The organism is Tritonibacter mobilis (genome assembly GCF_001681715.1).
Lineage (GTDB): Bacteria > Pseudomonadota > Alphaproteobacteria > Rhodobacterales > Rhodobacteraceae > Epibacterium > Epibacterium mobile.
Window position 1 is genome coordinate 133,671 of sequence record NZ_LNWY01000012.1, and the last position, 15,177, is coordinate 148,847.

A 15,177-nucleotide genomic window follows, 5' to 3' on the forward strand; every position below is an offset into this window, starting at 1 on the left:
CCGGGTCAGTGGCTCTCACTGTGCCGTTGGTTCTGCCGGGTCGCCAAGACGGGCAAGGCCGGACATTTGACCAACTGGTCAAACTCACGCTATCACCAGATGAGACTCAGTCAAGAAATTGCGCATCCTGAGAATCGGAATAGATTTTTGCAGCCCATCATCTGCGCAAAATTCAGGCAGCACTTCCAACCGCAAGTAACAACAGAAAGCACCGGCACGACATGGCCACTGACCGCAGCCCCACGAGGATCCAAAAACGCAATCGCGCCAACATCCTAGAGGCCGCTCTGGATGTGTTTTCCCAAAACGGCTTTCGCGGTGCAACGGTCGATCAGATCGCCAGTGCAGCCGGTCTCTCCAAGCCCAACCTGCTCTACTATTACCCCTCCAAAGAGGCGATATTCACCGAATTATTGTCGAAACTTCTGGCAACCTGGCTGGCCCCTTTGCGCGATATCGACCCAAAAGGAGACCCGATGGAGGAGATCCTCGGATATGTGCAGCGCAAACTTCAGATGAGTCAGGACATGCCGCGCGAAAGCCGCCTCTTCGCCAATGAGATCGTACAAGGCGCGCCGCGTATGATCGACACGCTCTCGACGGAACTGCGCGAATTGGTGGATGCGACAGAAGTCATCTTTCAAGGCTGGATGGCGGCAGGCAAGATCGCCAGCGTTCATCCCCGGCATCTGTTGTTTTCGATCTGGTCCCTCACCCAGCATTACGCGGATTTCGAAGTTCAGGTACAGACCCTGATGACCCCCGAGGACCCTTTTGCCGCCGCGCCGGAGTTTCTCGACACCCTCTACCGCCGCATGCTCACACCCACGACCTGACACTCCGGACCCAACGCTCAATTTGGGAGGCCCTGAGGGGGATGGCGGGTCAAGGGCCGCAAAGCGGCGGCGCGCAAGCGACGTTTACCCTTGAGGCGCCAGCGCCCGCCTCAAACTTGATCTGGTCCATCAGGACACATGTGCCCCTGATGGACCTCCCCAGCAAAATTCCGATCTCTCCCTAATAGCGCTCCGGCATCGTTTCTACGCCAAAGCGCCGCGCGAAGCGCGGCGCCGAGCCCAACGGGAGAGGATGCAGGTTACCTGAATCCTCGACGGGCGGGAGCCTCCCCGCCGTGGTCTATTCCGCCGCTGTCGCGGCCGGATTGTTCGGATGCTGTGTCCAGTTGCCATATTCGCCGCTCACCACTTTTCCGGTGCGCTCATCAACAGCGCCGACGGCAACCTCCTCCATGGTGATGCAGCCCTCGACTGGGCAGACATTGACACAGAGGTTGCAGGCCACGCATTCATCGTCCTTCACGGTAAAGGTCCGATCCGCCGACATCGCAATTGCCTGATGCGAGGTATCCTCGCAGGCCGCATAGCAACGCCCGCATTTGATGCAATCGTCCTGAGAGATCTTCGCCTTGGTCACGTAGTTCAGGTCCAGATACTGCCAGTCGGTGACATTGGGAACCGCCATGCCGCGGAAGTCCTCAATGGAGGAATACCCCTTCTGATCCATCCAGTCCGACAGACCCGAGATCATCTCCTCGACAACCTTGAACCCATAGGTCATTGCTGCCGTACAGACCTGCACATTGCCCGCCCCCAGCGCAATGAACTCCGCCGCATCGCGCCACGTGGTGACGCCGCCAATGGCGGAAATCGGCAAGCCAGCGGTCTGCGGATCGCGGGCGATCTCGGCGACCATATTCATCGCGATGGGCTTCACAGCCGGGCCGCAATAGCCGCCATGGGTGCCTTTGCCGCCGATCATCGGCTCCGGCGACATCGCATCAAGGTTCACCGAGGTGATCGAATTGATCGTGTTGATCAGCGACACCGCATCTGCGTTGCCGGCCTTGGCCGCGCGCGCCGGATGGCGAATGTCGGTGATATTGGGCGTCAGCTTCACGATCACCGGCTTGTCGTAGTATTGCTTGCACCACTCCGTGACCATCTGGATGTATTCTGGCACCTGCCCCACCGCAGAGCCCATGCCGCGCTCAGCCATTCCATGCGGACAACCAAAGTTCAGCTCGATCCCGTCACAGCCGGTCTCTGCTACACGCGGCAGGATCGCCTTCCACGCGGCTTCTTCACAGGGCACCATGATCGAGGCAATGAGCGCGCGATCCGGATAATCCTTCTTCACGCGAGTCATTTCTTCAAGGTTCACATCCAGCGGACGGTCGGTGATGAGCTCAATGTTGTTGAGTCCCAAGAGCCGCCGGTCCGCGCCCCAGATCGCGCCATAACGCGGCCCGTTGACATTCACCACCGGTGGACCTTCGGCGCCCAAAGTCTTCCAGACCACACCGCCCCAACCGGCCTCAAAGGCACGGCGGACGTTGTATTCCTTGTCGGTGGGCGGCGCGGAGGCCAGCCAAAACGGGTTCGGTGATTTGATACCGAGGAATTCTGTTGTAAGATCAGCCATTTGATCTCTCCCTGTTTGCTAACTATGCGGCCTGCCCTGCCCTGCAAGGCGGCGCATAGCGGCTTCAGCCAATCAGGCTCGCGTGGATATCTTCGGCCGCATCGCGGCCCTCGGCTACGGCGGTCACGGTGAGGTCATCGCCGCCGGACGCACAATCGCCCCCGGCCCAGACCCCGGACACCGAGGTACGCCCGGTTTCAGAGACCTTGATCTTGCGCCCTTCCAGCGCCAGCGCTTCCGGCTGGCCTTCAAGCGTTTGACCGATGGCCTTCATCACCTGATCAGCGGCCAGTCGCACCGTCTCTCCGGTGCCGGTGACGCGCCCGTCCACGACATCGGTATATTCCAGTTCGATCTCGACCGCAGACCCGTTGCCGTGGATTGCCTTTGGCATCACGTTAAACATCAGCTTCACGCCCTTGGAGGCCGCAAGATCCTGTTCAAACCGGCTCGCGCCCATGGCGTCACGCCCCCGGCGATAGGCGATGGTGACATTTTCTGCGCCCAAGAGCTTGGACTGCACGGCGGCGTCCACGGCGGTCATGCCACCGCCGATAACCACCACATTGCGCCCCACGGGCAGCGCGGTCAGATCCTCGGCCTGACGCAGTTCCGCGATGAAATCCACCGCATCGCGCACGCCGTCCTTGCCTTCGCCCTCCGCACGCAGCGCATTGACGCCCTGTAGCCCGACGGACAGGAACACCGCATCAAAGTCAGACCGAAGCCCCTCCAGCGTCAGCCCCATGCCAAGCCCGCGCCCGTACTCGATGCTGATGCCGCCGATTTGCAGCAACCACTCCACCTCGCGCGCAGCGAAGTCATTGGTGGATTTATAGGCTGCGATCCCGAATTCATTTAGGCCGCCCGCCTTGGCCTTGGCCTCATAGACCGTGACCTCGTGACCGTGCACCGCGAGACGGTGCGCCGCCGCAAGACCCGCAGGCCCTGCCCCCACAACCGCAACCCGCTTTCCGGTGGCCGTTGCGCGGGTGAAGGGGTGCACGTCCCGCTCCATCAACATATCGGTGGCATAGCGCTGCAAGCGACCGATTTCGACCGGCTTGCCCTCGGCCACCTCCCGCACGCAAACCTCTTCGCAGAGCGTCTCTGTCGGACAGACCCGGGCGCACATGCCGCCGAGGATGTTCTGCTCCAGAATGGTCTTGGCAGCGCTTTCCGCATGCCCGCCCTGGATCTCGCGGATGAATTGCGGAATGTCGATGCTGGTGGGACACGCCGTCATACAGGGCGCATCAAAACAGAAATAACAGCGATCCGCCGCAACCGCGGCCTCATGCGCATCAAAGGGCGCGTGAAGATCCGCGAAGTTTTCGGCAATTTCCTGAGCGCTGAGCCGCTCTGATCGCACTCCGGATACCTGGTGGCCTGCTGCCATTGGGTGTCTCCTTGCTGATACTGGACAGTCAATGATGTCTTCTTGTTGAAACCAGAGTGCCACAGGCGAATTTTTTATCAACTGGTAAAATTTAGAGAAGGCGTATTCTCATCCTTCGGCGATGCAACAACGCCTCGCAATCACATGATTTAAATGAGAAAATGATGATTGATTAATTCTGATGCACACCGATGACAGGCACAAAGACACAGCTGAACAGCGCATTTTCAATGCAAAACGGGGACCTGAGTCCCCTCAGATCCCCGTTCGATAACGTCGGCGCATAGGTCCGGTTCAGGACATTCCAAGCGCTTCTTTGTACATTTCCAACACGGCCTCTTCTTCGGCGATGTCGTTTTCATCGCGCTTGCGCAGAGCGATAATCTTGCGCAGAACCTTGACGTCGTAACCGCGCCCTTTGGCTTCGGCCATAACCTCTTTCTGCTGCTCGGCAATTGCCTTCTTCTCTTCGTCCAGACGCTCGAACCGCTCCACAAACTGGCGCAGTTCGCCTGCGGTGACGCGGTAGTTTTCGCTCTTTTCGTCTTCGGTCATGTCCATGGGATGGCCCTCGTGCAAATTGCCTCAACTGCTCCGGTTTGGCACCGGTTGAGGCAGAGGGATACAGGGCTGCCGCGCGCCTCGCAAGACTGGAGTTGACATGCATCCGCTTGCAGTGTCGCAGCCACTCTTGTAGGCGCTATGCCACCGACATGGCACGCCTTGGCGGCGGTTGCCTGAGACAACCTGTGACAAGAGGTAGACGGAACATGGAATACCTGATCTGGGCCGGTGGCGCCCTGTCGATCCTTGGTATGCTGGGGCTTGCGTGGTGTGTGCTGATCGTGGTGCGCGCCAAGCGCAAAGGGTTGAGCGAGGATGAGCTGCGCGCGGTCCTGCAATCGGTGCTGCCCAAAAACCTCGGCGCATTGTTGCTGTCGGTCCTTGGGCTGATGCTGGTGATGGTCGGCCTGTTTCTGCGCTAACTGTCGTAACCAGTGCATCTATTTGGCGATCACAGGCGATTTCTAGAAACCGCCTGAATTCGCCAATCGGACTCCGTCAGGTCACACTTCCGCGTAGTCGGCAAATGCCAAATCAAACCGGCATATTGTCAAACTGACGTTCCACAAGCTCGTCATTGAGCGCCTGTTCCGTTCGGCGCAAATGTCCGGGAACAGATTCCCCTGCCGCCTTAATGTGCCGCAAGACACGCGAAAATTCTGGCTGCAGATCCAGCCTCGCCACCTCAGAAGCGGTCCGGATTTGCTTTTCAAGGTGGCAGGCACGTTTCATCAACTGTTCTGTCGTCATTCGTTACTCTCCTCCCCTACAGGTCCAAAAATAGGATCCTGTCTGCGCAGCGTAACACCTGCCGCGCAGGACCAGTTTACATCAGTTCAAGGGTGCAGCAATCATCGCAGCTGGGGAATACCGCAAATTGACGCATTCCAATCGTAAACCCTGCAATAATATTGCCAATAAATTAGGCCATTCGCCTTTAAAGCCAAAACAATTGGCAGTGCCCAAACCCAACTTCGGAAACGAAAAATATCTGTCAGCAGTGCGTGTCGCCAACCCGAATGCCGACACCGAAAAACGCAAACAAGGATCGGAGCTTTTCTGCCGATATGCATAGCGCCTATCGTGCGTGGAGGAGGACTCGCTTGGTTCTGGACCGCAGCCCAACAAAGGCTTAAACGGATTGCCATGGATGCACGCACATTGACCCCCCGTTACTCGGTTTCTCCGCAGATCTCCGTGGAGGATATTCCCGCAATCAAAGCTGCCGGTTTCACCACCGTGATCTGCAACAGACCTGACGCGGAAGTTCCGCCCAGCCACCAGGCGGAGACAATCCGCGCGGCGGCTGAAACGGCTGGTTTGAAATTTCAGGTCCTGCCGCTCACCCACCAGACCATGACGCCTGAGAACGTCGAGAAGCAAGGCACATTCATTGAGGCGTCAGATGGGCCAGTACTGGCCTATTGCGCCTCTGGTACGCGGTGTTCGGTGGTTTGGGCGCTGGGGCAGGTGTCAAACCCTGACGTCTCGGTCGACGATATCATGACCACCACGCAACAGGCGGGGTACGATCTGTCCGGTCTGCGCCCGACGCTTCAGTCCCTCAAAGGCTAAACATAGCCTTCACCTAAGTCAGAATGGTTTTGCGGCCCGCGGAGAATTCCGAGGGCCGTTTTTCTATCCTACTAGGATCATGTCCTGATGATGCGCAAATGTCGCTGGTTGCGCGCGTCAGGTGCCCGTCTCCGATAGATCTGACAACCCAGCCAATTCGGAAATCTCTGCCGCCGTATCATCGGCGTTAAAATCGCCAAGATCGTTCATTGGCAATTCTGGCAGGTCTCCCATGGCGTCGAAATCTCCCATCGGAAGATCACCACCATCAAGGCCTCCGCCCAGATCGCCACCCAAGTCGCCGCCAAGATCACCTCCGAGGCCTCCGCCGAGGTCCCCGCCCATCATGCCGCCAAGATCCCCACCAAGCCCGTCGCCCGGATCTTGCAGACCATGCGCTGCAATCGACAGATCCAGCGTGTTGTCATCCATAGCCGGTGCTGCGCCCTGACCGATCCCATCGGAAAAGCTGCCCTGATTGTTTGGCACAAGCCGGGTGCGTTGCTGATCCAGGCGCACTGCGCGTGCGCCGTTCATCTGGCCAAGCCGGCCCTTGGCGATCGCCTGTCCATTGATAGCAATAAGGTCGGTCTCATAAAGATACGCCTGATCCAGCGGTAGCAACTCCCCGACCTTGAGCGCAGAGAATTGACGCAAGGGGATTCGCATTTTGCACAAAACCGCCGACAGCTCTGCACGCATAGATCCGACACTGGACCCCAAGCGCGGGCCGCGGACTGCATTTGCCTCGTCATATTCGTCAACCGAGGGTTCCGGCAGCACCAGACAGATCTCGCCCTGCATTTTGCCCGTGGCTAGATCCACGTTCAGGTTGATCACCCGGTAGTCATCCGCTTCCATTCCAAGCACAAGCGTTCGGACATCCTCAACCTGAGCGCCGAATCTATATCCTTCAAAAATGCGCAGATCGCTCTGGTCTTCCAGCAGATTGGTGACTTTGCCGAACAGCTTCTCCAGAAACTCCGCCACCATTGCGGCATCTGTGGGTGTGTAATTGCGCTCATCCCCGGACATGCCGAGGACCGTCCCCATGGTCTGCTGTTGAATAAGAGCTGTAACCGCAGCGGCATCCAGCGTCGCTGCGCCAATCCGTCCCTCGGGGCAGTCGAGCACCACAAGGAGATGTTTGTCGGACAGAAGGCCAGTCAGATCTTCGGGCACGCGGTTGGTTTGACGCGCCGCGATCACTGCCATTGGCAATTCGCACAGATCCTCAGCGGCGCGCGCCACCGATCTGCGCAACGCCTTGAGCGTGAGCGATCCGCCTGTCCCGGCAGTCCCTTCCTTTGAGGCTGCAAGTTTACGCGCAAGTCCCCCGACCGCGCGCTTGCCATCCTCCGTTTGATCCTTGTCCGTCATAAATGAACCTGAAGCCTTCCGCACCCGTATGGACATGGTTCTAGCCCAGTGCTGGTTACCAAGACCTTTACAGAATTCAGCGGATTTCTTCTATTTTCAGTCGAATGGGCAGTGTGACCCGAAAAGCAGCCCCCTCTTGCTCCGACAAAAAACTAATATCGCCGCCGAGCTTGCGCATGATTTCCTTGCAAATCGCCAGCCCAAGCCCCGCGCCACCAGCCCGCTCCGGGGTAACCCGCGAGAATTTCTCAAAAATCATCTCATGGAAATCCACCGGGATGCCTGCACCATTGTCGGCAAGGTCCACCTCAACACGGTCCCCGTTGCTGCGCACATGGATACGCAGTTCGGGGTCTGTGGCGGTGCAGTATTTTTGTGCATTGGCAATCAGATTGATAAAAACCTGTGACAAGCGATCCACGTCAGTCTCGACCTCGACCGCCTCTCTGTCACGATCCCGTATGATCTGCAGCGGCCCATCCGCCCCTGCCAGCGCTGAGGAGAGCGCATGATCCAGCACGTCCCCAAGACGACGCGTCGACACGTTGAGCGACACCGCACCGCTTTCCAGCACGCTCAGATCAAGGAGGTCATTAAGGAGCCGCGTCAGCCTCAGCGCTTCGTCATGGATGATGGAGGCGTATTTATGCTGCTCCGCCGCAGTTAATCCCGGCTCATCGCGCAAAATTTCGGAAAACGCACGCACCGATGTCATGGGCGTGCGCAACTCGTGGCTCACCTGACTGAGAAACGCATCCTTTTGTTCCGAGAGTTGCGTCAGCTTCTGGTTGGTGTCCCGCAACTGAAGCGCGGTGCGCGACAGCTCTTTGGATTGTGCTTCCAGACGACTGGAATACTCCAGAAGTTGCGCTGATTCGTCCGCCACCGCGAGAAGATCTTCCACCGACACCGCAGCGCCGCTGACAATTTGGCCAATCATCGCATGGGCCGCTGCCGCACCGATAGATGCGCTCAACTCGCGTTCCAATTGTTCAAGAAAACTTGGCGTCGGTTCCGGAAGCGGTCCCGGCCCGCCCTGTCGCCTCAACGCGGCCTGAAAGAAATTCTGGGCGTCTTCCGGCCCGAGGATACGCTGGGACATGATCATCAGGTCTTCGCTCTGCGCAACAGATCCGGTCCAGCCGCCCGGCCCGGCGGAATGATCAAACACATGCACAAATTGCGCGCCCTGCAAACGCTCCATAGGGCTCGGAAAGCTAATGACCGACACCAAAGCGAACGCCGCCACATTGAGGCTCATGGACCACAGCACGCAATGAACAATCGGGTCGAACCCCTCAATGCCAAAGAGCGCCTGCGGGCGCAGCCAGCTAAGTCCAAATGGGCCATTGGCAAGTGTTGAGGCGGAAAATACCCCGCCTGCAACTTCGGGCAACAGCAGCGTATAGCCCCAGATCGCAAACCCGATGGTCAGCCCCGCCAATGCGCCCGCGCGGGTCGCCCCGCGCCAGAAAAGCCCGCCCACCAGCGCAGGCAGGATCTGCGCGATGCCGGAAAATGAGATCAGACCAATCGCAGCAAGCGCCGCACCGCCGCCCGAAATCTGATAGTACGCATAGCCCAACCCCATGATCGCCGCGATGGAGAACCGTCGCGCGAACAGCACCACAGAGCGCACATCTCCCGACACCGACGCCCCCTTGAAGGCCCCGGTAGAGCGCAGCCAGATCGGCATTACGATATGGTTTGACACCATGGTCGACAGGCTCATGGCGGCAACGATTACCATTGATGTAGCCGAGGAAAACCCGCCCAGAAACGACAGCATCGCCAGACCGTTCTGCCCCTGCGACAGCGGCAGCGTCAGCACAAAGAGATCGGGGTTAGAGCCCTGCGGCAACAATTCCAGCCCGAGCGCAGCAATCGGCACCACAAAGATCGAGATCAGGAGCAGATAGGTGGGAAAGGCCCACGCGGCAGTGCGCAAATGGCGTTCATCCTCGTTTTCGACCACCATCACCTGAAACATGCGGGGCAGGCAGACAAAGGCCGCCGCCGCCAGAAATGTGATCGCGGTCCAGCGCCCGCCATCCACCTGCCAATGCCCAATGGGCGAGCGGTCAATCCGTGCAAGCGTCTCCTCGATGCCGCCCGCCAGCCCCCAGACCACAAAGACTCCGACCGCGACCAAAGCGATGAGTTTCACCACCGCCTCAAGTGCGACGGCCATCACCACCCCGTGGTGGCGCTCATTTGCGTTGAGGTTGCGGGTGCCGAACAGGATTGCGAAACAGGCCAACCCCATCGCGATCCAGAACACGGTGCCGGATTCATTGTGACTGCGTGTCGGGTCGGCCTCGGCAAAGATCGCAACAGACAAGGTAATAGACTGCAATTGCAGCGCAATATAGGGCGTCACCCCAACCACGGCGAGCAAAGTAACCCCGATTGCCAGCACATTGGATTTGCCGTAACGCGCCGATAATAGGTCTGCAATGGAACTGATGCGTTGGCTTCGCCCCACTCTCACCAGTTTGCGCAGACCCCACCACCAGCCGATCATCACCAATGTCGGGCCGAGGTAGATGGTGACATATTCCATACCCGACCGCGCCGCATACCCGACCGCGCCGTAAAAGGTCCAAGCGGTGCAATAGATCGAAAGCGATAGCGTGTAGATCAGCGGCGAGCGCATGAAGCGCGCGCTGCGTCCCCGGAGCGCCTGCCGGTCAGCCCAAAAAGCAACCATAAACAGGATCGCAACATAACCGAGGCTGACTGTGGCCAGCAGGTTGAGCGAGGTCACAGTTGATCCTCCGGCCCTGTTGATGCAGGCGGGAGGGGCGCGGTTGAGGGAGACGTGTCGACTCGATCGTTGGCTCTGTCATCACCCGGTTGGCGCATGGCCAACACATCTGCGGTCTCTGTTGGGGCGCCAACGCCGGTCCAATGCACCGCCCAAAGCCGAACTGCGACCGAAAACGCCACCGAAAACAGGATCAGACCGATCCAGACACCGAATATATAAATCATCGCGGTGGACATGCTGCTTCCGGCATCATGCCCTCCCCCATCAGAGAGATGCTGCTCCGGCCACAACAGCGGCACCAGAAACAACAATGCCCCGATCAGCGGCGCCAGACGGGCAATATCCATGAGACGGCGGCGGCGATAGGTGCGGCGCTCCACAAAAGGGGTGCGCAGCTCGTCTTTACTACCCGCGCCATCGGATCGGATCATCGCGGGCGGCTCAGCCTGCGTCGCGCACAGAAGAGGCCTGTGTCTGCCGTGCCTGCGCATTGAGATCGCGCACCGCGGTCAGCACCTCTGTGTTCGAGAACGGTTTGGTCATGAAACGGGTGACCCCGGCACGTTCCGCCATCTCGCGATCCTTCAGTTGACCGCGCGCCGTGAGCATCAGAACGGGCAGATGAGACAATTCCTCTACCTCTCTGATTTCACGAATGATTTCCATGCCACTTTTACCCGGCAGCATCAAATCCAAGATGACCAGGTCAGGCTCTGCCGCCTTGATCACCGATAGCGCACTGCTGCCATCTGCATGTACATCGACCTGCCATCCCTCGCGCGAGAGCAGAAAGCGGATCGCCTCTGCAATATTGGCTTCGTCTTCAATCAAAACGACTCGTCCAGCCATTGATTTCTTTGTCCTCCCCAAGCACCACGCCGTTTGCCGGTTCCTCCGGGTGCGATAGCGATCTTTGCATGAAAGCAACACCGCTGTCACCCGGCAGTTACATCTGCATCAAACGCGCCCCAGATGAATCACGCAGGATCGACGGCTCGCGACGTGCCGGGCAGCCTCTGCGAACACAGATCCGACAACTGGCTCCAACCGGGCGCGAGTCCGCATGAGGTGGTTGATCCGGATGCTCTGACGGCAGGATCAGCATCACCGAACGCATCACCGGATCACGATCAAATCCGGGCTGCTCTGCCTGCCATGAAATTGCAAAACACTCACTGTCACGCGCCGCGCGCCCCTTTTGATGGATACGCCGCCGGATCGGCCCCCCCGGCTGAGAGAGCGCCGTAAACAGCGGCCAAAGCGGACAAGAGGTGCCAAAACGCGGCAGCGGAAAACCTGCAACAGGCTTGCGCATCAAGATAGAGCCTGAGGCATCGCAGATCACCAATCCGACCGGATGCCCAAGCACATCTTGAGGAACCATCGCCAGACGACGCAAAAGACGATAGATTTCGACGTCCAACGCCTGTGCCAGTTTTCCGGGAGCGAGCCCGTGGGTCTCGATAGCGGCGCGCAACGCAACCAGCGGCATGCGCTCGGCGTCCTCCTGATAGATCTGCAACCCAGCTTCTGCCAGCTTGCGCGCGGCGGTACTTTCCAGTTCCGGGGCCGCCTTCACCACGTCACGCGGCTCTACGCTGCCCTTCTCGATCTCAGGGAAATGAAACTCCCGCGCGGTGAAAAACGCCTCCACTTCCTCTTGGGGAATGCCCCGGCGCTCACCGGCCTGATCGCTCTCATCCAGAAACCGCACCAACGCCCGGCTGCTGTCCGCAAGCCGCTGGGCATCCTGGTCGAGGTTTTTGTGAAACCGGTCTCGCCATTCGGCCTCCAACTCCCCCGGTTCCGCCAGAATACCTGCGGTAGAGCGGATCGCGGCTGCGGTAGAGAGCACTTCATGCAGTGAGGCCGCCAGATGCGGATCATGCGTGAGCCGGTCCGAGAGAGATCTCACCGTGCGTTCCAATGCACCAATACGCCCGTGGGTCTGTGCCAGAACTTCTGCCCAACCGGGAAATCGCCCTGCGAATTCGTCCACGCGGTCCAGTTCCACCATCGGCGTCCGTGCCTCGGCCGCGGCTTCTCGCAATGACGCCACCAACGTGGCCTCCACCCCTTCGGTCAAAAGCGATGGCTCAACATTGAGCACCTGTGCCAGCGTCACCAGCAGTTTGCCGCCGATTCTGCGCCGATTGTGTTCGATCAGGTTGAGGTAAGAGGCCGATATCCCGGCGTCACGGGCAAGATCGGCCTGACGCAACCCTAGCATTAATCGCCTTTCACGAATGCGACTACCGGTCAGACTGTCACCTGCCATGGGTTTGCCTCCTCCTGCAAAACACCGGGTTATCAAGGGCTTTCTGCGCGGCAGAATAAGATAATTTACCGCAATACGCCCCTCCCTGTATATTTCTTTACAGAAAAAACATTCAAAACAAGCGTTTTATTGCGGTGATTTACAACACACCCCCATACTGATTTTGCACAATGTTGCAAGGCAACGCGCGGAAGTGAGGAGTCGCGCGTCGCCTTTTACACTCAGGGAGGAACTTAAATGTCCAAGACAGACGTAAGCCGTCGTGGCCTGTTGAAAACCAGCGCCGTCGCAGGCGCAGGTCTCGCCGTGCCGACCATTTTCACGGCCCAAAGCGCAGCTGCTTTCACCAATAATCCAACCGGCGGCACCGTCACCCTCGGCTTCAACGTCCCGCAGACCGGACCCTATGCCGACGAAGGCGCGGACGAGCTGCGCGCGTATCAACTGGCGGTTGAGCACCTCAACGGCGAAGGCGACGGCGGCATGCTGAACACCTTCAGCTCAAAGGCGCTTGAGGGCAGCGGTATCATGGGCAAGAAGGTTGAATATGTCACCGGCGACACCCAGACCAAATCGGATGCGGCCCGCGCCTCTGCAAAATCCATGATCGAAAAAGACGGCGCGATCATGATCACCGGCGGCTCCTCCTCCGGTGTGGCGGTTGCGGTTCAAGGCCTGTGCCAAGAGGCAGGCGTGATCTTTATGGCGGGCCTAACGCACTCGAACGACACCACCGGTAAAGACAAAAAAGCCAATGGTTTCCGCCATTTCTTTAACGCGTATATGTCCGGCGCGGCGCTCGCACCGGTGCTCAAGAACCTCTATGGCGATGACCGCAAGGCCTATCACCTGACTGCTGACTACACATGGGGCTGGACCCAAGAGGAATCCATCAAGGCCGCAACAGAGGCGCTCGGCTGGGAGACCGTCAACACGGTGAAAACCCCGCTCGCCGCGACTGACTTCTCGTCCTACATTGCACCTGTTCTGAACTCCGGTGCGGATGTGCTGGTTCTGAACCACTACGGCGGTAACATGGTGAACTCGCTCACCAACGCCGTGCAGTTCGGCCTGCGTGAAAAAGAAGTGAACGGTAAGAACTTCGAAATCGTCGTGCCGCTTTATTCGCGTCTGATGGCCAAAGGTGCGGGCGAAAACGTCAAAGGCATCCACGGCTCCACCAACTGGCATTGGTCGCTGCAGGACGAAGGCTCCAAAGCCTTTGTGCGCTCCTTCGGCACCAAATATGGCTTCCCGCCCTCACAGGCGGCGCATACCTGCTACGTGCAGACCCTGCTCTATGCAGACGCAGTGCAGCGCGCGGGTTCCTTCAACCCCTGCGCGGTCGCAGAAGCGCTCGAAGATTTCGAGTTCGACGGCATGGGCAACGGCAAGACGCTCTATCGCGGCGAGGATCACCAGTGCTTCAAGGATGTGCTTGTGGTGCGCGGGAAAGAAAACCCGACATCCGAGTTTGACCTTCTTGAGGTAGTCGAGGTCACACCACGCGCGCAGGTCGAGTACCCGGCGGATCACCCGATGTTTGCAGGCGGCCAGCTCGGCTCCTGTAACCCGGGCGCATAACGCGAGAGCTCTATCACTGGTCGGGCGCGAAAGACGCGCCTGACCACCCTTCTCCCGCACAGCTTTGGTCTCTCTGATCCGCGCCCTCTTGGCGACCGGGCGTGACCTACTGTTGCATCCCGAAACCAGCCACCCAGACGAACCGGAAGGTGGGGATCATGGACGCATTCCTTCTGCAAATCCTAAACGGGCTCGATAAGGGCTCTGCCTATGCGCTGATCGCGCTCGGGCTTACACTTATTTTTGGCACGCTCGGCGTCGTGAATTTCGCCCATGGGGCGCTGTTCATGATCGGTGCCTTCTGCGCGGTGACGCTGCAAAAAATCTTCAGCCTCAGCTTTGAGACGGTCGACCCCGAAAAGACCGATTTTCTCGGCAACCCGCTGAAGGTCAAAACCCCGTATGTCGAGAGCTGGTTCGGACCGGAATTCGGTGGCGCGATCATCGACTGGTCGGTGCCGCTGGCGATCCTCTTTGCGATCCCGATCATGGTGGCCGTCGGCTTCATCATGGAGCGCGGGCTGATCAAGCATTTCTACAAACGCCCCCATGCGGACCAGATCCTTGTGACCTTTGGCCTCGCTATCGTGCTGCAAGAGGTCATCAAGTATTTCTACGGTGCCAACCCGATCCCGACGCCCGCGCCCGATACGCTCAACGGCGTGGCCAATCTTGGCGCGGTGATCGGCATGGACCTGATCTATCCGGTCTGGCGTATCGTCTATTTCTGCTTTGCCTGCCTCATCATCGGTGCGGTCTTTGCCTTCCTGCAGTTTACCACCTTTGGCATGGTGGTCCGGGCCGGCATGGCGGATCGTGAAACCGTGGGCCTATTGGGTATCAACATCGACCGCCGCTTTACGATCATGTTCGGCATCGCGGCCGCCGTCGCGGGGCTTGCGGGCGTCATGTACACGCCCATCAACTCGCCCAACTATCACATGGGCATGGACTTTCTTGTGTTGTCCTTTGTGGTTGTGGTTGTGGGCGGCATGGGTTCCCTGCCCGGTGCGGTGCTGGCGGGCTTTGTGCTCGGCGTGCTTGAAAGCTTTGCCTCGATGGAATGGGCAATCAGCCTCATTCCCGGCATCAATCAGATCATCATCTACCTCGTCGCCATCATCATCCTTCTGGTCCGTCCACGCGGATTGATGGGGCGCAAAGGCGTGATGGAGGACTAAGATC

Annotated in this window: 14 protein-coding genes; 5 read left to right on the top strand and 9 right to left on the bottom strand. The window is 58.9% G+C overall.

What is annotated here, in order from left to right; genetic code table 11:
* Positions 1–221 precede the first annotated feature (221 nt).
* Positions 222–836 carry a TetR family transcriptional regulator C-terminal domain-containing protein gene (locus UB90_RS11860; RefSeq protein WP_009176635.1) on the top strand — a complete coding sequence of 205 codons (615 nt, stop codon included), beginning with the start codon at positions 222–224 and terminating at the stop codon, positions 834–836.
* 301 nt (positions 837–1,137) lie between these two features.
* Here UB90_RS11860 and preA read toward each other — a convergent pair whose 3' ends face one another.
* The 3 genes from preA to UB90_RS11875 all read right to left on the bottom strand — a co-directional run bounded on the left by preA (position 1,138) and on the right by UB90_RS11875 (position 4,402).
* Positions 1,138–2,442 (bottom strand): NAD-dependent dihydropyrimidine dehydrogenase subunit PreA, encoded by a 1,305-nt coding sequence (preA, locus tag UB90_RS11865; protein ID WP_065325927.1) that lies wholly within the window; start codon positions 2,440–2,442, stop codon positions 1,138–1,140.
* A gap of 64 nt (positions 2,443–2,506) precedes the next feature.
* A complete protein-coding gene (locus UB90_RS11870) occupies positions 2,507–3,841 on the bottom strand; it encodes an NAD(P)-dependent oxidoreductase (RefSeq protein ID WP_065325928.1) in 1,335 nt (444 codons plus the stop codon).
* Positions 3,842–4,135: 294 nt separating this feature from the next.
* The gene (locus UB90_RS11875) at positions 4,136–4,402 is read right to left on the bottom strand and encodes a DUF2312 domain-containing protein (protein ID WP_005609905.1); all 267 of its coding nucleotides are present in this window, start codon (positions 4,400–4,402) and stop codon (positions 4,136–4,138) included.
* A 209-nt stretch (positions 4,403–4,611) separates the two neighbouring features.
* On the opposite strand from UB90_RS11875, the gene UB90_RS11880 reads away from it, so the two are divergent.
* Positions 4,612–4,827, top strand: coding sequence for a hypothetical protein (locus UB90_RS11880; protein WP_005609908.1), 216 nt, complete (start codon positions 4,612–4,614; stop codon positions 4,825–4,827).
* A 112-nt stretch (positions 4,828–4,939) separates the two neighbouring features.
* Here the strand turns inward: UB90_RS11880 and UB90_RS11885 are convergent, their stop codons facing one another.
* A complete protein-coding gene (locus tag UB90_RS11885; RefSeq protein ID WP_005609910.1) occupies positions 4,940–5,155 on the bottom strand; it encodes a hypothetical protein in 216 nt (71 codons plus the stop codon).
* 396 nt (positions 5,156–5,551) lie between these two features.
* On the opposite strand from UB90_RS11885, the gene UB90_RS11890 reads away from it, so the two are divergent.
* Positions 5,552–5,980, top strand: a complete 429-nt coding sequence (locus tag UB90_RS11890) for a protein tyrosine phosphatase family protein (RefSeq protein WP_065325929.1) — start codon at positions 5,552–5,554, stop codon at positions 5,978–5,980.
* 117 nt (positions 5,981–6,097) lie between these two features.
* Here UB90_RS11890 and UB90_RS11895 read toward each other — a convergent pair whose 3' ends face one another.
* The 5 genes from UB90_RS11895 to UB90_RS11915 all read right to left on the bottom strand — a co-directional run bounded on the left by UB90_RS11895 (position 6,098) and on the right by UB90_RS11915 (position 12,408).
* Positions 6,098–7,360 (bottom strand): FliM/FliN family flagellar motor C-terminal domain-containing protein, encoded by a 1,263-nt coding sequence (locus UB90_RS11895; RefSeq protein WP_065325930.1) that lies wholly within the window; start codon positions 7,358–7,360, stop codon positions 6,098–6,100.
* 76 nt (positions 7,361–7,436) lie between these two features.
* Positions 7,437–10,127, bottom strand: a complete 2,691-nt coding sequence (locus tag UB90_RS11900; protein WP_065325931.1) for an ATP-binding protein — start codon at positions 10,125–10,127, stop codon at positions 7,437–7,439.
* A complete protein-coding gene (locus tag UB90_RS11905; protein ID WP_065325932.1) occupies positions 10,124–10,561 on the bottom strand; it encodes a hypothetical protein in 438 nt (145 codons plus the stop codon). The genes UB90_RS11900 and UB90_RS11905 overlap by 4 nt, the downstream gene beginning before the upstream one ends.
* Before the next feature lie 10 nt (positions 10,562–10,571).
* A complete protein-coding gene (locus UB90_RS11910; protein ID WP_065325933.1) occupies positions 10,572–10,979 on the bottom strand; it encodes a response regulator transcription factor in 408 nt (135 codons plus the stop codon).
* 97 nt (positions 10,980–11,076) lie between these two features.
* Entirely contained in the window at positions 11,077–12,408 is a 1,332-nt protein-coding gene (locus UB90_RS11915) for a helix-turn-helix transcriptional regulator (protein WP_065325934.1), read from the bottom strand.
* Between the two features lie 237 nt (positions 12,409–12,645).
* On the opposite strand from UB90_RS11915, the gene UB90_RS11920 reads away from it, so the two are divergent.
* Positions 12,646–13,992 carry a substrate-binding protein gene (locus UB90_RS11920; protein WP_005609928.1) on the top strand — a complete coding sequence of 449 codons (1,347 nt, stop codon included), beginning with the start codon at positions 12,646–12,648 and terminating at the stop codon, positions 13,990–13,992.
* 158 nt (positions 13,993–14,150) lie between these two features.
* Positions 14,151–15,173: a branched-chain amino acid ABC transporter permease gene (locus tag UB90_RS11925; RefSeq protein WP_065325935.1), complete on the top strand. Its 1,023-nt coding sequence runs from the start codon at positions 14,151–14,153 to the stop codon at positions 15,171–15,173.
* Positions 15,174–15,177 lie beyond the last annotated feature (4 nt).